We start from the raw sequence: 17,310 nt of genomic DNA on the forward strand, positions 1-17,310 counted from the left end.
GGGCGGGGGGCGGCGGGACCGGCCGGGAGAGGACGATCGCACCCGGCCGCTCGACGTTGCCGCGCTCGCCCGCACTGCCGACGTTGGCCAGCACGACGGCGAAGTAGGGCAGGACCACGGCGCCGATGGCGAAGAACAGCAGCCACCAGCCGTGGGCGAAGAGCAGGCAGATGACGCAGAGCATTCTGATGCCCATGGCGATCGAGTACTTGATCGCGCGGGAGCGCCGCTCGGCGCTCGGCGACGGCGGTAGGGAGGTGAGTGTCTCGCGTGGTTTCACAGCCCTGCAAGCCTACGTCGCGGCGGGCGGGTGCAGGCCGGGAGGGCCTCATCCCGGAATCTGTTGCGCGACGCGCCTCTAGGATGTACGGGTCGCCCGGCGCCGCACGAGCGCCGGCAGGAGGGACACCATGACCACGCCGCGCACCGTCCTCGTCACCGGGGGCAACCGGGGGATCGGCTTCGCCATCGCCCAGGAGTTCGTGGCCGCCGGTCACCGGGTCGCCGTGACCGCGCGCTCGGGATCCGGTCCGGAGGGCTCTCTCACCGTCGTCGCGGACGTGACCGACGCCGCCTCCATCGACGCCGCGTTCACGCAGGTCGAGGCGGAGCTGGGCCCGGTCGAGATCCTGGTGGCGAACGCGGGCATCACCCGCGACACCCTGCTGCTGCGCATGACGGAGGAGGACTTCACGTCCGTCGTCGACACGAACCTCACCGGGGCGTTCCGCGTCGTCAAGCGCGCATCGAAGGGGATGCTCAAGCAGCGCTTCGGCCGTGTCGTCCTCATCTCCAGCGTGGTCGGCCTCTACGGGTCGCCGGGCCAGATCAACTACTCCTCGTCGAAGGCCGCCCTCGTGGGCTTCGCCCGCTCGCTGACCCGCGAGCTCGGCGCCCGCAACATCACCGCCAACGTCGTCGCTCCCGGCTTCATCGAGACCGACATGACCGCCGAGCTCTCGCCGGAGCAGCAGGCGGAGTACCGGAAGAGCATCCCGCTCGCCCGCTACGGCACCGCTGCCGAGGTCGCGAAGGTCACGCGCTGGCTGGCCGGTGACGAGGCGGCGTACATCTCGGGTGCCGTGATCCCGGTCGACGGCGGCCTCGGGATGGGCCACTGACCGATAAGCCCTGGGCTTATATCCGACGGATATAAGCTCTAGGCTTATGCGATGACCTCCTCCGATGTCGTCGCCGTGCTCCTGGACCTGGTGACCTCCCGCTCCCTCGTCGACCGCGCGGGTGCTCAGCGCGAGATCGAGCGGGGCTTCGCCGAGGTGGAGGCCGCGGTCCCGGCGATCCAGCCCCTGCACCCGACGGTCGGCGACGAGTTCCAGGCGATCTACCCCACCGTCCACACCGCGCTCCGGGCGACGCTGCAGGCGCGCCTCTCGCTCCCCGCCGGCGTCGACTGCCGCGCCGGCATCGGCCTGGGCGAGGTGCGGGTGGTCGGGTCGGGGATCGCCGGGGACCTCGAGGACGGGTCCGGCTGGTGGCGCGCGCGCGAGGCCATCGATCGGGCCCACGCGCTCGAGGACGGTGCCGTGCCCACGGCCCGCGGGTGGTTCGTCGCCGGGGACGCCGACGGGGACTCCGGCGAGGCGGCGGTCAACGCCTACCTCCTCTCCCGCGACGCCCTGGTCGGAGCGCTCAGCGCGCGCGATCGCCGACTCGTGCTGGGGAGCCTGCGCGGAGCGTCGCAGAAGGAGCTGGGCGAGCAGGAGTCGATCTCGCAGCCCGCCGTCTCGCAGGCGCTGCGGCGCGCGGGAGCGGGCGCCCTCCTCGCCGGCGCGCGCCTGCTGGAGGAGACGTGCTGACGGCGCTGCTGCTCGCCGTGATCGGCCTCGGCGACCTCGCGCGCACGCACCTCCGCCGCCGTGCGGCCCTCCTCGCGATCCCCGTGCTCGCCGCCGCAGCCGTGACCGCAGCGCTCCTCGTCGGAGCCCCGCCGCTCGGTGCGGCGATCGTCGTCGTCCTGGCCGGAGCCTGGCTGCTGACGACCACGACCGTCGAGAACGCGCGGCCGCCCGGGGGTCTGCGTCCGGCCGTCGCCCTCGTCGCGGCGGTCCTGGTGCTGACCGCTGTCGACCGCGCCGTCGGCGTCCCGACGGGGCCGCTCGCGCCGACCATCGTCGCGAGCGCGCTCCCTCCGATCGAGCAGCTCGCTCTGGCGGTCGGAGCCGGGCTCTTCCTGCTCGAGAGCGGCAACGTGATCGTGCGGGCGGCGCTGTTCCGCGAGCTCCCGCAGGCCGAGCCCGCGCCGCGTCCGCGCTGGAGCGAGCGGTTCGCGCGTCGGGAGCCGGCCGACGCCCGCCTGCCGGACCTCCAGGGCGGGCGCACGATCGGACCGCTGGAGCGGCTGCTGATCGCCGGTCTCACGCTCGCCGGAGCGATCGGCCTCGCCGGTGCCGTGCTCGCGGCCAAGGGGATCGTGCGATTCCCCGAGATCTCCCGCGACGGCGGCAGCGGGGAGAAGGCGGAGTACTTCCTGGTGGGCTCGCTCGTCAGCTGGGCGCTGGCGCTCGGCTGTGCCGGACTCGTCGCGATCGCGGGCCGTTGACGCCCCTGAGGGCGGGGGAGGCGGGCCTCAGCCGCGGAGGCCGAGGACGGGCAGCAGCTGCGACAGGTCGAGGCCGCCGACGACGAGGTCGGCGCGCTCGCGCACCAGGGGCTTGGCGTTGAAGGCGACCGCGAGGGAGGCGACCGCCATCATCTCCAGGTCGTTCGCACCGTCGCCGACGGCGATCGTGCGCTGCGGCGGGACGCCCGAGACCGCCGCCCACTCGCGGAGCGCTTCCGCTTTGGCCGCGGCGTCGATGACCGCCCCGTCGACCGCTCCGGTCAGCAGGCCGTCCCCGCAGCAGAGGCGGTTGGCCCGGACGAAGTCGAGGCCGAGCGCACCGGCGACCGGGTCGAGGACCTCGTGGAACCCTCCGGACACCACACCGACGCGGCCGCCGGCGGCGTGGACGCCGGCCACGAGCTCGGCGGCGCCGGGCGTGACGCGGACGCCCGAGCTCACACCGGGGAGCACCGACTCCGGGACCCCGGCGAGAGTGGCGACCCGCTCGCGGAGGCTCTCGCCGAAGTCGAGCTCGCCGCGCATCGCCCGCTCCGTGACGGCGGCGACGCGCTCCTCGGAGCCGGCGTGCACCGCGAGGAGCTCGATCACCTCGTCCTGGAGGAGGGTGGAGTCCGCGTCGAGGACGACGAGGAAGCGGGCAGGCGTCGCAGGACGCTCACTCATGGGCCGGTCCGATCGGTCGGGTGGGCGCGCCGGGGCGCAGAGCTCGACCCGCGGGGGTGCTACGGGTGGACGACGACGCCCTTGCCGACGACGGTGATGCCCGACTCGGTGACGGTGAACCCGCGCTCGCGATCGCGGTCGTGGTCCACGCCGACTCGAGCACCGGGCTCGACGACGACGTCCTTGTCGAGGATAGCGCGGACGACCAGCGCGTCCGGGCCGATGCGGACCTTGTCGAAGACCACCGAGTCGGTGACCGTCGCGTTCGACTCGATGACCGTCCAGGGCCCGACGACGCTGCGCTCGATGTGCGCGCCCGAGATCACGGTGCCGAGCGAGACGACCGAGTCGACCGTCGATCCCATGTTGCCCTTGCCGTCGCGGACGATCTTGGCCGGAGGGGAGTTCAGCTGCGACGAGAAGATCGGCCACTGCTGGTTGTAGAGGTTGAAGACCGGCAGCGCCGAGATGAGGTCCTGGTGGGCCTCGAAGAAGGAGTCGATGGTGCCGACGTCCCGCCAGTAGTAGCGGTCGCGGTCGGTCGAGCCGGGGACGTCGTTGAGCTTGAGGTCGTAGACGCCGGCCTCGCCGCGCGCGACGAAGTCGGGGATGATGTCGCCGCCCATGTCGTGGTCCGACGTGGAGGACTCGCCGTCGCGGATGACCGCGTCGATCAGGGCGTCCGCGTCGAAGACGTAGTTGCCCATGGAGGCGAGGACCTCGTGCGGGGAGTCGGCCAGGCCGACGGCGTCCTTGGGCTTCTCGAGGAACTCGGAGATCATCGTCGGGACGATGCCGTCGCCCGCCTCGTCACCGGCGAGCTGGATGACGCCGAACTGGTCCGCGAGCTCGATCGGCTGGCGGATGGCCGCGACGGTCGCCTTCGCACCGGACGTGATGTGCGCGTCGATCATCTGCGAGAAGTCCATGCGGTAGACGTGGTCGGCGCCGACCACGACGACGATGTCGGGCTTCTCGTCGCGGATCAGGTTGAGGCTCTGCAGGATCGCGTCGGCCGAGCCGCTGAACCAGCGCTTGCCCAGCCGCTGCTGCGCGGGGACCGAGGCGACGTAGGAGTTCAGGAGCCCGGAGAGGCGCCAGGTCTGCGAGACGTGGCGGTCGAGCGAGTGCGACTTGTACTGCGTCAGCACGACGATCTGGGTGAGACCGGAGTTGATCAGGTTGGACAGCGCGAAGTCGATCAGCCGGTACTGCCCGCCGAACGGCACCGCGGGCTTGGCCCGGTCCGCCGTGAGGGGCATGAGGCGCTTTCCCTCGCCGCCGGCGAGGACGATGCCGAAGATCTTCTTTGACTGCATGGCACCACAGTAGGGGCTCGGGCTTCCCCGTGGACCCCGGCTGTCGCCGGGGGAGCGCCCTGTACTACGGTTCGGGGGTGCGAGTCGATCTGCTGACCAAGGAATACCCGCCCGAGGTGTACGGGGGAGCCGGTGTCCACGTGGCCGAGCTCACCAAGGCGCTGCGCAGCGACCTGGAGGTCGTGGTGCGCTGCTTCGGCGCGCCGCGCGAGGAGGAGGGCACGTTCGCGTACTCCGTCCCCGCGGAGCTCGCCGAGGCGAACGGCGCGCTGCAGACCCTCGGGGTCGACCTGCAGATCGCGCAGGACGCGGCGGGGGCCGACCTCGTCCACTCCCACACCTGGTACGCCAACGCTGCGGGGCGTCTCGCCAAGCTCCTGCACGGCATCCCGCACGTGGTCTCGGCGCACAGCCTCGAGCCGCTGCGTCCGTGGAAGGCCGAGCAGCTCGGCGGCGGCTACCGCGTCTCGAGCTGGATCGAGCGGGAGGCGTACGAGAACGCCGACGCCGTGATCGCGGTGTCCGGCGGCATGCGCGAGGACATCCTCCGCTCCTACCCGGCCCTGGACCCGGCGAAGGTCCACGTGGTCTACAACGGCATCGACCTCGACGCCTGGCACCCGGTCGAGGACGAGGCCGTCCTCGCCGAGCTGGGCATCGACCCCTCGCGCCCTTCCGTGGTCTTCGTCGGCCGCATCACCCGGCAGAAGGGCCTGCCCTACCTGCTCCGCGCCGCGGCGACCCTGCCTCCCGAGGTGCAGCTCGTGCTCTGCGCGGGCGCCCCCGACACCCCCGAGATCATGGCCGAGGTCACCTCCCTCGTCCGCAGCCTCCAGGAGGAGCGCACCGGCGTCGTCTGGATCGACCGGCACCTGCCGCGCCACCAGCTCTCCGCGGTCCTGACGAACGCGACCACGTTCGTCTGCCCCTCGATCTACGAGCCCCTCGGCATCGTCAACCTCGAGGCGATGGCCTGCGGTGCGGCGGTCGTCGGGACGGCGACCGGCGGCATCCCGGAGGTCGTCGACGACGGCGTGACCGGCCGTCTCGTCCCGATCGAGCAGGTCACCGACGGCACCGGCACCCCCGTGGACCCGGAGCGCTACGTCGCCGACCTGGCCGCCGCCCTCGCCGAGGTCGTCGCCGACCCGGAGACGGCGAAGCGGATGGGCGCCGCGGGCCGCGAGCGCGCGCAGAGCCACTTCAGCTGGACGCAGATCGCGCGGGACACCCGGGCGATCTACGACTCGCTCGTCTGAGCCTCCCGGCCGCCTCCTTTAGAATGGCTCCCATGCCCAGCGTTGTCTCGTTCGTCGATGTGTCCTTCGTCCGGAACGGCAAGCGGATCCTCGACCACGTGTCGTGGGACGTGGCCGAGGACGAGCGCTGGGTGATCCTCGGCCCCAACGGGGCGGGCAAGACCTCGATCCTGCAGATCGCCGCCGCGCAGAACTACCCCTCGACCGGTGCCGCGCACCTGCTCGAGGAGACCCTCGGCCGGGTCGACGTGTTCGAGCTGCGCCCGCGCATCGGCTACGCCTCGACCGCGATGGCGCGCCGCCTCCCGGCCGGCGAGAGCGTGCTCGACGTCGTGATGACCGCCGCCTACGCCGTCACCGGCCGCTGGAACGAGGGCTACGACGCGATCGACGAGCGCCGCGCCCGCCGGGTGCTGTCCGAGTGGAAGCTCGAGCACCTCGCCGAGCGCACCTTCGGGACGCTCTCGGACGGCGAGCAGAAGCGCGTCCAGATCGCCCGCGCGATCATGACCGACCCCGAGCTGCTCCTGCTCGACGAGCCGGCCGCGAGCCTCGACCTCGGCGCCCGCGAGGAGCTCGTCCAGCTGCTGGGCGGCTTCGCGAAGGACCCGGCGTCGCCCGCGATCGTGATGGTGACCCACCACGTCGAGGAGATCCCCGACGGCTTCACCCACGCCCTGCTCCTCCGCGACGGAGCGGTGGTGGCGGCGGGCCCGCTGGCCGAGTCCCTGACCGAGGCGACGCTCGCCGAGACCTTCGGGCTCGACATCGCTCTCACCCGCGAGAACGGGCGCTTCTCGGCCCGCGCCCGCGGCTGACCCCGGCTCCGGGGTCCGGGCGCGGCGCGACTTCTGCGCGCGCTGCCGGTCTGGTATTCTCGGTAGCTGGTTCGGGCCCGTTCGCGGTGCGCCCGCCCTCATCCACCCGTTCCCGTCGACGACAGGTGCGGTTCAGGACCATCGACGACAGGACACGACCATGAAGACCGACATCCACCCCGAGTACTCCGCGATCGTCTTCCGCGACCTCGCGTCCGGTGAGACCTTCCTCACCCGCTCGACCGCGAAGAGCAGCAAGACGATCGAGCTCGACGGCGTGACCTACCCCGTCATCGACGTCGAGATCTCCTCCGCCTCGCACCCGTTCTACACGGGCAAGCAGCGCATCATGGACTCGGCCGGCCGCGTCGAGAAGTTCAACAGCCGCTACAAGAACTTCGGCAAGTAGCACTCCTCGAAGGGCCCTCGACCTCACGGTCGGGGGCCTTTCGTCGTTCCCGCGGGGCGGTCCTCAGTAGCGGTAGAAGCCCTCTCCGGTGGCCGTTCCGAGGCGGCCGCGATCGAGGTACTCCGTCTTCAGGTGGGCGGCGAACGCCTGGGAGGCCTCGTCCGGGGCCGCGGCGGCGATGTTGTAGGCGGTCCGCAGACCGACGACGTCGAAGATCTGGAAGGGTCCGAGAGGGGCGCCGGTGCCGATCCTCCAGGTCTTGTCGATGGTCTCGTGGTCGGCGTAGCCGCCCATGAGCAGCCCCGACGCGGCGTTGAGGAGCGGCACCAGCAGCGAGTTCAGGACGTAGCCGGCCTTCTCCTTCTGCAGCCTGATGGGCTCGAGGCCGCTGGAGACGGCGAACTCCACGACGGCGTCGACCACGGCGGGGTCCGTGTCCGCCGTTCCCATGATCTCGGCCGTATTCTGCGCCCAGACGTGGTTGGCGTAGTGCAGCGCGAGGAACCGGTCGGGTCGGCCGGTCGAGGCCTTCAGGTCGCTGGGGGGCAGCGTGGACGAGTTGGTCGCGAAGACCGTGCGCTCGGGAGCGAGCGCACCCAGGCGGCCGTACAGCTCCTGCTTCAGGCCCAGGTCCTCGGGAACGGCCTCGATCACGAGGTCGGCGTCGGCGACCGCCTCCGCGAGGTCGGAGGTGAGGCGGAGGGAGTCGAGCGCCTCCTGCGGTCCGCCGGCGACGCCGCCGGGCACCGTCTCGTAGACGCCCGCGAGACCGCGGAGCCGCTCGCGCACCGACTCGAGGACGTCGTCGGAGAGGTCGTAGACGGTGACGGCGAAGCCGTGGAAGGCCGACTGGAAGGCGATCTGGGAGCCGAGCACTCCGCTGCCGAGGACGGTGACCGTGCGGATGGTGGGCATGACTTCTCCTTGCGAGAGGGGGAGGGGGAACACGTGCTCACCCGATCCCACAGCGCCGCGGTCCGCGGAGCGAGGGCTTGCGCCGACGAGCGGTCCGTGGCCGTCGGGGAGCCGGCGCGGTAGCGTCCCGGCATGGTGTCCTTCGCCGACAAGCCGATCCTGCCGTTCACGACTCCCGAGGAGTGGGACGCCTACCTCCGCGGCGAGCCCGACCCGGACGGAGTCCGGCTGAAGCTGCGCAAGAAGGCCGCCGTGGATCCGGGGATCACCTACGCCGAGGCGCTCGACGTCGCGCTCTGCCACGGCTGGATCGACGGTCAGGCGGGAGCCCTCGACGAGCAGTTCAAGCTCCAGGCCTTCACCCCGCGGCGTCGCGCGAGCCCGTGGTCGAAGGTGAACCGCGATCACGTCGCACGGCTGCTGGCGGAGGGTCGGATGCTGCCGGGCGGGCTGGCCGAGGTCGAGCGGGCACGCGCCGACGGGCGCTGGGACGCGGCCTACCGGCAGCGCGATGCGGAGGTGCCGGACGACTTCCAGCGGGCGCTCGACGCGGATCCGCAGGCCCTGGCCTTCTTCGCGACCGTCGGCGGGCAGAAGCGCTTCGCGTTCCTCTTCCGCCTCTCGCAGCTGAAGCGGGCGGCGACGCGGGAGCGGCGGATCGCGGAGTACGTGGCGCTCCTGCGCGAGGGGCGCACGCTGACCTGAGGGGTCAGTGGCGGACCGGCCAGCCCCCGTCGGCGACGAAGGACTCGTCGCGGACGCGGCGCATGTACTCCTGGAAGGACTCGGCCTGGGTGCGGCACCAGTCGACCTGGAGCGCGTGCAGGGCCTCCGCGCCGACTCCGAGCTCGTCGGCGAAGGCGCGGCCCAGCGCCTGGGCGACGCGGCCCGCCGCGATCGCGTCCGCGCCCGCGTCGTGCGCCTCGGTGAGGGCGACGCCGTAGTGCTCGGCAGCGAGGGTCAGGGTGCGCTTGCCCTTGCGGTAGCGGTCCACCGCCTTGTCGATCACGAGCGGATCGACGACGGGGCTCGGGTCGAGCAGCACGGGCACGCCCCAGCGGCGCGCCTCGTGGGCGAGGAGCGAGAGGTCGTAGGGGGCGTTGTAGACGACGACCGGGATGCCGCGGGCGAGGAGCGAGCGCAGCGCCTCGGAGATCTCGGCCACGACCTCGCCGGCGGGGCGGCCGTGCGCGCGGGCGTGCTCGGTGCTGATCCCGTGGACGGCGGAGGCGCCGGCCGGGATCTCGACCCCGGGATCGGCGAGCCAGGTCGTGCCCTCGATCGGCTCGCCCGCCGCGTCGATCACGCCGACGTGCGCGGTGACGATGCGGCTCGTGCGGACGTCGATGCCGGTGGTCTCGAGGTCGAACACGGCCAGCAGGTCGAACCACCGCGCCCCTTCGGAGGGGACGAGCTCCTGCTCGGCGTCGTCGAACAGCATCGGCTCGGTCTGCGTCTCGGTCGTTCCGGTGGTGCTCACGCCGACAGCCTAAAGGGGGCCTCCGACATCGGCCGGAGGCCCCTCGGCGTGCTGCCGGGTCAGCGGGCCTCGTGCGCCTTGGCGACGTGGAGCCAGAAGAAGCCCTGCGTGCCGAGCGTCATCGTCAGCGTGCCGTCGTCCGAGAATCCGGGGAAACGGCCGCCGCCGAACAGGTCGCTGAGCGTCGATCCGAGGTTCTCCGGGTCCGTGATCGTGACCGAGACCGGGTTGTGGTTGAAGCTGAAGACGCAGAGCACCTCCTCGGGCTGGTCGCCCATCTCGGAGCCCGAGCCGGCGTAGTCCCGCACGAAGGCGAGCACCGACTCGTGGTCCGTCTCGAGGACGCGCATCGACCCCAGGCCGAACGCCGGGTGGCCGCGGCGCACGTGCAGGACGTTCCGCATCCAGTGCAGCAGGGAGCGGGACTGCGCCAGCTGCGCCTCCACGTTGACCTGGTTGTAGTGGTAGACGAGCGACTGGACGATCGGCTGCACGAGCTTGCCGGGGTCGGCGGCCGAGAAGCCGGCGTTGCGGTCGGGCGTCCACTGCATCGGCGTGCGCGACGCGTCGCGGTCGTTGAGCCAGATGTTGTCGCCCATGCCGATCTCGTCGCCGTAGTACAGGAACGGGCTGCCGGCGAGGGAGAAGAGCAGGGCGTTGATCAGCTCGAGCTCGGCGCGCGAGTTGTCCAGAAGCGGCGCGAGCCTGCGGCGGATGCCGATGTTGGAGCGCATCCGCGGGTCGTAGGCGTACCAGCCGTACATGGCCTGGCGGTACTCCTCGGACACCATCTCGAGCGTGAGCTCGTCGTGGTTGCGGAGGAACACGCCCCAGGCGGCGCCGCTGGGGATGTCGAACGTCTCGGAGAGCACCTTCTTCAGCTCGTTCGCCGTCTGCGCGCGGAGGGAGTAGAAGATGCGCGGCATGACCGGGAAGTCGAACGCCATGTGGCACTCGGGCTCCTCCTCCGTGCCGAAGAACGCGGCGACCTCCCGCGGCCACTGGTTCGCCTCGGCGATCAGGATGCGGCCGGGGTAGTCGCGGTCGACCATGGTGCGGAGGTTCTTGATGAACTCGTGGGTGGGCGGCTCGCCCTCTCCGTTGCCCTCGTCGGACTCGTAGAGGTAGGGGATCGCGTCGAGCCGGATGCCGTCGACGCCGAGGTCGAGCCAGAACTTGACCACGTCGTGGATCGCCTCGTGCACGGCGGGGTTCTCGAAGTTGAGGTCCGGCTGGTGCGAGAAGAAGCGGTGGAAGTAGAACTGGCGGCGCTCGGCGTCGAAGGCCCAGTTCGAGTCCTCGGTGTCGACGAAGATGATGCGGATGTCCGGCCACTTGTCGTCGGTGTCGTTCCAGACGTAGAAGTCGCCGTAGGGGCCCTCGGGGTCGGACCGGGACTGCTGGAACCACTCGTGCTGGTCGCTGGTGTGGTTGAGCGGGAAGTCCATCACGATGCGCATGTTGCGCTCGTGGGCCTTCCGCACGAGGTCGCGGAAGTCCTCCATCGTGCCGAACTCGGGGAGGATCGCCTTGAAGTCGGAGACGTCGTAGCCGCCGTCGCGCAGAGGCGACATGTAGAACGGCGGGAGCCAGAGGGCGTCGATCCCGAGCCACTGCAGGTAGTCGAGCTTGGAGGCGAGCCCGTTGATGTCGCCGGCGCCGTCGCCGTTGGAGTCGTAGTACGACCGGATCATCACCTCGTAGAACACCGCCCGGCGGTACCACTGGGGGTCGAGGGCGAGTCCGGGGAGTTGGATCGGCGACGTGAAGCTCACGGTGCTCCTTCTGCTGCTGCCTGAGCGGATGACCGTCTCGCGAGACGGGTGGGCGGTGCGCCGTGTTGCGAGCGCGTGATCATGCTCCCGGCTCGGATCGAGGCCACGCAAGGCGTTGCGGCCAGATCTTCGACGGGCTTTCCCTACGATAAGGAACGCGATGACCACTCCCTCCCCCTACGCCTCCGATCTCGGCCGTGTCCCCGTCCGCGAGGCCGCGGTGGACGTCGCCGGATCCCGCACCGCCTACTGGACCTACGGCGCTCCGGACGCCTCGACCGTCCTCGTGCTGGTGCACGGGTTCCGCGGCGAGCACCACGGCCTCGAGCCCGTCGTCGCCCGTCTGCTCGCCGGGGGAGCGGACGTGCGGGTCGTCGCTCCCGACCTGCCCGGCTTCGGCGCCTCGACCCCGATGACGCGCCTGCCGCACGACGTGGACGGCTACGCCTCCTGGCTCGGCTCCTTCCTCGACACGCTGGGGCTCCGCGGCGAGGCGGCCGTCCTCGGCCACTCCTTCGGCTCGATCGTCGCGGCCGCGGCCGTCGCCGACGGGCTGCCCGCTCCGCTCCTGGTGCTGGTCAACCCGATCGGCGCGCCCGCCCTGCAGGGTCCGCGCGGCGTCCTGACCAGGCTCGCCGTCCTCTACTACCGGCTCGGCGCGCTCCTGCCGGGGCCCCTCGGACGCCGCCTGCTCAGCGACCCGCTGATCGTGCGGGTGATGAGCCTGGCGATGGTGAAGACGAAGGAGCCGGCGCTGCGACGCTTCGTGCACGACCAGCACGACCGCTACTTCAGCGCCTTCGCCTCCCGCGACACGGTCCTCGAGGCGTTCCGCGCCTCCGTCTCGCACGACGTCGGCGAGTACGCCTCCCGGATCGGCGTGCCGACGCAGCTGATCGCCGCGGCGCAGGACGACATCACTCCGCTCCCGGCGCAGTACCGCCTGCTCGAGAGGCTGCCGCACGCCCGCCTGCACGTCATCGACGGAGTCGGCCACCTGATCCACTACGAGACGCCGGACGAGGCCGCCGCCGTGCTGCGGACGGCCCTCGAGGAGGGGATCGACCGATGAGGATCGTCGTCGACTGCCGGTACACCCGGCTCGAGCGGCACGACGGGATCAGCCGCTACACCGCGGAGCTCGTCCGCGAGCTCGCGAAGCTGCACGACGTGACCATGCTGATCAGCGACCGCCGCCAGCTCGCGATGCTCCCGTCGCTCCCGTGGGAGCGCGTGACCGGGCCGACCAGCCCGTTCGAGCCGTTCGTCGCGCTGCTGGTGAACCGGCTGCGGCCCGACGTGGTCTTCTCGCCGATGCAGACCATGGGCTCGCTCGGCCGCCGCTACCGGCTCGTCCTGACCGTGCACGACCTCATCTACTACCGCCACCGCACTCCGCCGCGCGACCTGGCCGCTCCCGTGCGCGCGCTCTGGCGGCTCTACCACCTCGCCTGGTGGCCGCAGCGGAGGCTCCTTCAGCGCGCCGACGCGGTCGTCACCGTCTCGGAGACCACCCGCGACCTGATCCGCTCCCACCGCCTCACCACCCGGCCGGTGGTCGTCGTCCCGAACGCGGCGACCGAGCCCGACGAGGCGAGCGCCGCTCTGGCGGGATCGCTGCCCGACCGGTCGGCCGGGCGCTCGCTCGTCTACATGGGCTCGTTCATGCCCTACAAGAACGTCGAGACGCTCGCGCGCGCGATGCGGCTTCTGCCCGACTACGAGCTGCACCTGATGAGCCGGGCGAGCGACGAGACCGTCGAGACGCTCCGGGCCCTGGCGCCGACCGCGAAGCTGGTGTTCCACCAGGGGGCGCCGGACGCGGAGTACCGCGCGGTGCTCGCGCGGGCGACCGCTCTCGTGACGGCGAGCAGGGACGAGGGCTTCGGGATCCCGCTGGTCGAGGCGATGGCGCTCGGGACGCCGGTCGTGGTGAGCGACATCCCGATCTTCCGCGAGATCGCCCAGGACGCCGCCGTGTACGTCGACCCGTCGAGCGCGAAGGGCATCGCGGACGGTGTGCGGTCGCTCGAGGACGGCGCCGTGTGGCGGACGCACTCGGCCCGGGCGACGGAGCGGGCCGCGGCCTTCTCCTGGCGCGACTCCGCCCGGGTGCTCTTCGGGCTCCTGCAGGACCTCGGCCGGCGCTGACGCGGTCCGGCGATCGGACCGCCTCCGGGAGGCGGGCCGTCAGGCTCCCCGGGCCGGGCTGAGCACGTCGTCGAGGTCGACGTCCGCCACGACCACGTCGCCGGAGTCGTCGACGCCGACGATGCGCAGTGCCCCGTCGACGATCGCGAAGTCGTGCCGGGAGCCGTTGCCGACCGAGACGCCGTGCACAGGGAGGTCCTCGCTGCTGAGCGCGCGGATCAGGCTGCCGATGACCGCACCGTGCGTGGCGACGACGACGGACGCGTCGGGGAAGCGCTCGGCCACCTCGAGCAGCGCGGCGGTCGCCCGCTCGACGACCTCGGCGCGGGTCTCGCAGCCGGGGATCGGCGCGCGCTCGATGCCTCCGGGGAAGCGCTCGGCGAGCTCGGGACCGGTCATCCCCTCCGCCTCGCCGTAGGCGCGCTCGGCCAGGCCCGGCACCGCCAGCGGCTCGTCGAGGCCGAGACCGCGCGCGATGATCGCTCCGGTGTCGAAGGCGCGCTGCAGCGGACTGGCGACCACGGCGTCGAAGCGCCGGTCGGCGAGCAGCCGCGCCGCCGCCCGCGCCTGGGCGCGCCCGGTCGCGTTGAGCGGGATGTCGCTCCTGCCCTGGATGCGCCGGGCGGCGTTCCAGTCGGTCTGGCCGTGGCGGACGAGGGTGAGCTGGGTCACAGGGGCCTCTCGGGAGGTCGGGTGCGGAGCGGGCGGGAGCTCAGAGGGCGGCGGTGCGGCGCGCGGGCAGGCGCTCGGCGAGCTCGCGGAGCACCTCGCTGGTGCCTCCGTCGATCTTGATGCTTGCCCGCGAGTCGCCCTTGGTGGTGCCGCGGTTGACGATCACGATCGGCATCCGGGCGCGCCGGGCGATCTCGAGGAAGCGGATGCCGGAGTTGACCACGAGCGACGAGCCGGCGACGAGCAGGGCGTCGGCGCCCGCGACGATGGCGCGCGCCTCCTCGAACCGCTCGGTCGGGATGAACTCGCCGAAGAAGACGATGTCCGGCTTCAGGATCCCGCCGCAGACCGTGCACTCGGGGACGGTCATCGCCGAGACGTCGTGGACCTCGGCGTCGCCGTCGGGGTTGAGGGAGGAGACGTCGGGGTCGTCGAGCCAGGGGTTGAGCGCCTCGATCCGCTCGGCCACCGCGTCGCGGGCGAAGTACTGGCCGCAGGTCATGCAGCGCACACGGTCCGCCGAGCCGTGCAGATCCACGACGCGGCGCGAGCCGGCCCGGACGTGCAGGCCGTCGACGTTCTGGGTGACGACGCCCGTGAGCAGGCCGCGCTCCTCGAGCCGGGCCAGGGCCCGGTGGCCGTCGTTGGGGAGCGTGCTGGTGAAGCGGCGCCAGCCGAGCTGGCTGCCGGCCCAGTACCGGCGGCGGTAGTCGGGATCGGCGACGAACTGGGAGTAGGTCATCGGGCTGCGCACCGGTGCCCCGGCTCCGCGGTAGTCGGGGATGCCCGAGTCGGTGCTCATGCCCGCGCCGGTGACGGCGGCGATGCGGCGCCCGCTGAGGAGTTCGACGGCCTGCTCGACCGCGAGCGCCTCGGGGCCCTCGGCGACCGGTGTCGGACTCGACTCCATCCGCGCCTCCTTCGAGGGCCGTTCGAGCGGCCCCTGGACGAGTTTAGTCCGCGCCGTGCCCTAGATTGCCGGGATGCCGATCGTGCACATCACCGACCTCGACCACCCGCTCCTCGCCGACTACCACCGCCTCACCGACGTGGCGCTGCGGCGGGTGCTGGAGCCGGAGGGCGGTCTGTACATCGCCGAGTCGGCCAAGGTGATCGAGCGGGCGCTCGACGCCGGGCACCGTCCCCGCTCGGTCCTGGTGCAGGAGAAGCGGCTGCCGGACGCGGCCGGGGTGCTCGAGCGTCATCCCGAGGTGCCGGTCTTCGTGGCGCCGGATCCGCTGATCGAGGAGCTGACCGGGTTCCACCTCCACCGCGGAGCGCTCGCCTCGATGCACCGTCCGCCGCTGCGGCCGATGGCCGAGCTGCTGGAGGACGCGCGCCTCGTCGTGATCCTGGAGGACCTGGTCGACCACACCAACGTCGGCGCCGTCTTCCGCGCCGCGGCCGGCATGGGCGCGGACGCGGTGCTCGTGACGCCGCGGTGCGCGGACCCCCTGTACCGGCGCAGCGTCCGGGTGAGCATGGGCACGGTCCTGCAGGTGCCGTGGACGCGCACCCCCGAGTGGGCACCGGCTCGCCGCGCTCTGGAGGAGGCCGGGTTCTCGGTCGCCGCGCTGGCGCTCGCTCCGGACGCGGTGCCGCTCGACGAGTACGCGGCGGCTCGCCCTGAGCGCGTCGCGATCGTCCTGGGCGCCGAGGGGGACGGGCTCAGCCGCGCGGCGCTGGACGCCTCGGACACCGTCGTCACCATCCCGATGCTGCACGGCGTCGACTCGCTCAACGTGGCCTCGGCGAGCGCCGTCGCACTGTGGGCGCTGACCCGCAGGCGCTGACCGCCCGGCTCCGGCGCTCGGCGGCCCCGCGGTGACCTGCTGCTGACGCTCCCGCCGCTGGATCGGGGTCGGTGCCGCGCGTCACCCGCCGCGTCCGACGACGGGGCGGCGTCCGGGACGGGTGAGAGGCCCGCCCGTACGATGACGGGGTGACCTCCCCGACCCGATCCGACGACGCCCTCGACCTGTTCGGGGAGCCCGCCGCGCCGGAGCCGCGACCGCGTCGACGGCGCGGGGCGGTCGTCGCCGGTCTCGTCGCTGCGACCGTGCTGGTCGGTGGAGGCGGTGCCTACGCGACCAACGCGGCGACCGCGGAGCTGCCGACGGCGAGCGCCGTCGCGGTGGACCCCGTCTCGAGCACCGTCGACGCGCCCGCTCCGGCCTGGCCGGCCTACGGCTCCGGCGCCGTGGCGGCCGTGGGCATCGACGGGACGGAGGAGGACGGGCTGCTCGCCCGCTACGGCTCCACCGGAACCGTGCCGACGGGGAGCATCGCCAAGGTCGTCACCGCTCTCGTCGTCCTCGCGGCGAAGCCGATCGCGGAGGGGACGGACGGGGAGACCATCACCTTCACGAGCGCAGACGTGCAGTACTACAACGACACCCTGGCCGAGAACGGCTCGAGCGCTCCGGTCACCGCGGGTCTGCAGCTGACCGAGCGGGAGGCGCTGACCGCCATGATGCTCCCGTCCGCGAACAACTATGCGAAGTCCCTCGCGATCTGGGCGTACGGCTCGGAGGACGCCTTCCTCGCCGCGGCGCGCGGCTGGCTCGACGGGCAGGGGCTCGAGCGGACCTCCCTCGCCGACACCAGCGGGCTCTCGCCGGCGACGGTCAGCACGACGGCCGAGATGGTGCGCCTGGGCGAGCTGCTGATCGCGGACCCGGTGCTCGCTCCGATCGTCGGGATGCCGACCGCGGTCATCCCGGGGGTCGGCGAGGTCGACAACACCAACTCGCTCCTCGGCCGCTCGGGAGTGGACGGGATCAAGACGGGGACGACCGATGAGGCGGGCTCGTGCCTGCTGTTCTCGCTCGACGCGACCGTCGAGGGCCGGCCGGTCACCCTGGTCGGCGTGGTGGTGGGCGCGCGCACGCACCCGCAGCTCGCCGCGGACGTGCTGACCCTCGTCCCGACCGTCGAGGCGGGCTTCCGGACCGTCCCGCTGACCGTCGAGGGGCAGGACTACGGCACTCTCACGAGCGCGTGGGGGGAGACGGCGACGGCCGAGACCGCGGAGGCGCGGTCCGTGCTGGTGTGGGGCGCGGTCTCGACGACGACCACGGTCGCCCTCGATCCGCTCGAGACCGTCGCCGACGGCGAGCGCGTGGGGACCGCCGTCGTCGACGTCAACGGCACCCCGTACGAGCTTCCCCTCGTCGCCGACGGGTCGATCGAGGACCCGGGCTTCGCCTGGCGCCTCGGCCACCCGGCCGAGCTGTTCGGCTGAGCGCGGGGCGAGCCGCCGCCT

General features: G+C 72.3%; 19 protein-coding genes. 11 read left to right on the forward strand and 8 right to left on the reverse strand.

Annotation, left to right across the window (positions count from 1 at the left end; genetic code table 11):
- Positions 1 to 280 (reverse strand): DUF3099 domain-containing protein (locus tag C5C39_RS10805; protein ID WP_146083920.1); only part of this gene is annotated, 280 nt, incomplete at its 3' end.
- Between the two features lie 130 nt (positions 281 to 410).
- On the opposite strand from C5C39_RS10805, the gene C5C39_RS10810 reads away from it, so the two are divergent.
- Genes C5C39_RS10810 through C5C39_RS10820 form a run of 3 tightly spaced genes read left to right on the forward strand, consistent with a single transcriptional unit; the run spans position 411 to position 2,560 of the window.
- Complete coding sequence (locus C5C39_RS10810; protein ID WP_104225284.1) at positions 411 to 1,121, forward strand: beta-ketoacyl-ACP reductase; 711 nt, start codon at positions 411 to 413, stop codon at positions 1,119 to 1,121.
- Positions 1,122 to 1,172: 51 nt separating this feature from the next.
- Positions 1,173 to 1,817, forward strand: a complete 645-nt coding sequence (locus C5C39_RS10815; RefSeq protein ID WP_104353369.1) for a SatD family protein — start codon at positions 1,173 to 1,175, stop codon at positions 1,815 to 1,817.
- Positions 1,811 to 2,560, forward strand: coding sequence for a hypothetical protein (locus tag C5C39_RS10820; RefSeq protein WP_104353370.1), 750 nt, complete (start codon positions 1,811 to 1,813; stop codon positions 2,558 to 2,560). Before C5C39_RS10815 ends, C5C39_RS10820 begins: the two co-directional genes overlap by 7 nt.
- Positions 2,561 to 2,587: 27 nt before the next feature.
- On the opposite strand, the gene serB is transcribed toward C5C39_RS10820, so the two are convergent.
- Positions 2,588 to 3,247 (reverse strand): phosphoserine phosphatase SerB, encoded by a 660-nt coding sequence (gene serB, locus C5C39_RS10825; protein ID WP_104262940.1) that lies wholly within the window; start codon positions 3,245 to 3,247, stop codon positions 2,588 to 2,590.
- Between the two features lie 59 nt (positions 3,248 to 3,306).
- Positions 3,307 to 4,566, reverse strand: coding sequence for a glucose-1-phosphate adenylyltransferase (locus tag C5C39_RS10830; RefSeq protein ID WP_104221960.1), 1,260 nt, complete (start codon positions 4,564 to 4,566; stop codon positions 3,307 to 3,309).
- Positions 4,567 to 4,643: 77 nt separating this feature from the next.
- Between C5C39_RS10830 and glgA the strand changes: the two genes are divergently transcribed.
- From glgA to C5C39_RS10845, 3 genes are all read left to right on the forward strand, one after another.
- Positions 4,644 to 5,825 carry a glycogen synthase gene (gene glgA / locus C5C39_RS10835; protein ID WP_104353371.1) on the forward strand — a complete coding sequence of 394 codons (1,182 nt, stop codon included), beginning with the start codon at positions 4,644 to 4,646 and terminating at the stop codon, positions 5,823 to 5,825.
- A 32-nt stretch (positions 5,826 to 5,857) separates the two neighbouring features.
- Positions 5,858 to 6,643: an ABC transporter ATP-binding protein gene (locus C5C39_RS10840; RefSeq protein WP_104221964.1), complete on the forward strand. Its 786-nt coding sequence runs from the start codon at positions 5,858 to 5,860 to the stop codon at positions 6,641 to 6,643.
- Positions 6,644 to 6,803: 160 nt separating this feature from the next.
- A complete protein-coding gene (locus tag C5C39_RS10845) occupies positions 6,804 to 7,052 on the forward strand; it encodes a type B 50S ribosomal protein L31 (RefSeq protein ID WP_068253003.1) in 249 nt (82 codons plus the stop codon).
- Between the two features lie 63 nt (positions 7,053 to 7,115).
- Here C5C39_RS10845 and C5C39_RS10850 read toward each other — a convergent pair whose 3' ends face one another.
- Entirely contained in the window at positions 7,116 to 7,967 is an 852-nt protein-coding gene (locus C5C39_RS10850) for a 3-hydroxyacyl-CoA dehydrogenase (protein ID WP_104353372.1), read from the reverse strand.
- A 132-nt stretch (positions 7,968 to 8,099) separates the two neighbouring features.
- Here C5C39_RS10850 and C5C39_RS10855 point away from each other — a divergent pair, with 132 nt between their 5' ends.
- The gene (locus C5C39_RS10855) at positions 8,100 to 8,672 is read left to right on the forward strand and encodes a YdeI family protein (RefSeq protein WP_104353373.1); all 573 of its coding nucleotides are present in this window, start codon (positions 8,100 to 8,102) and stop codon (positions 8,670 to 8,672) included.
- Positions 8,673 to 8,676: 4 nt separating this feature from the next.
- Here C5C39_RS10855 and C5C39_RS10860 read toward each other — a convergent pair whose 3' ends face one another.
- Together C5C39_RS10860 and treS are read right to left on the reverse strand one after the other, a co-directional pair.
- Entirely contained in the window at positions 8,677 to 9,408 is a 732-nt protein-coding gene (locus C5C39_RS10860) for a 3'-5' exonuclease (RefSeq protein ID WP_104222136.1), read from the reverse strand.
- Positions 9,409 to 9,506: 98 nt separating this feature from the next.
- The gene (gene treS, locus C5C39_RS10865; RefSeq protein ID WP_104353374.1) at positions 9,507 to 11,222 is read right to left on the reverse strand and encodes a maltose alpha-D-glucosyltransferase; all 1,716 of its coding nucleotides are present in this window, start codon (positions 11,220 to 11,222) and stop codon (positions 9,507 to 9,509) included.
- A gap of 160 nt (positions 11,223 to 11,382) precedes the next feature.
- Here treS and C5C39_RS10870 point away from each other — a divergent pair, with 160 nt between their 5' ends.
- The gene (locus C5C39_RS10870) at positions 11,383 to 12,294 is read left to right on the forward strand and encodes an alpha/beta fold hydrolase (protein ID WP_104267330.1); all 912 of its coding nucleotides are present in this window, start codon (positions 11,383 to 11,385) and stop codon (positions 12,292 to 12,294) included.
- Entirely contained in the window at positions 12,291 to 13,373 is a 1,083-nt protein-coding gene (locus C5C39_RS10875) for a glycosyltransferase family 1 protein (protein WP_104297569.1), read from the forward strand. Before C5C39_RS10870 ends, C5C39_RS10875 begins: the two co-directional genes overlap by 4 nt.
- A 39-nt stretch (positions 13,374 to 13,412) precedes the next feature.
- On the opposite strand, the gene C5C39_RS10880 is transcribed toward C5C39_RS10875, so the two are convergent.
- A complete protein-coding gene (locus C5C39_RS10880; RefSeq protein WP_104353375.1) occupies positions 13,413 to 14,045 on the reverse strand; it encodes a histidine phosphatase family protein in 633 nt (210 codons plus the stop codon).
- A gap of 40 nt (positions 14,046 to 14,085) precedes the next feature.
- Positions 14,086 to 14,955 carry a Sir2 family NAD-dependent protein deacetylase gene (locus C5C39_RS10885; protein ID WP_104250355.1) on the reverse strand — a complete coding sequence of 290 codons (870 nt, stop codon included), beginning with the start codon at positions 14,953 to 14,955 and terminating at the stop codon, positions 14,086 to 14,088.
- A gap of 73 nt (positions 14,956 to 15,028) precedes the next feature.
- On the opposite strand from C5C39_RS10885, the gene C5C39_RS10890 reads away from it, so the two are divergent.
- Entirely contained in the window at positions 15,029 to 15,838 is an 810-nt protein-coding gene (locus C5C39_RS10890) for an RNA methyltransferase (RefSeq protein ID WP_104353376.1), read from the forward strand.
- A gap of 149 nt (positions 15,839 to 15,987) precedes the next feature.
- On the forward strand, positions 15,988 to 17,289 hold the full coding sequence (locus C5C39_RS10895) for a D-alanyl-D-alanine carboxypeptidase family protein (RefSeq protein ID WP_104353377.1): 1,302 nt from the start codon (positions 15,988 to 15,990) through the stop codon (positions 17,287 to 17,289).
- The last annotated feature ends 21 nt before the right edge of the window (positions 17,290 to 17,310 follow it).

The organism is Rathayibacter sp. AY1F3 (assembly GCF_002931975.1).
Classification (GTDB): domain Bacteria; phylum Actinomycetota; class Actinomycetes; order Actinomycetales; family Microbacteriaceae; genus Rathayibacter.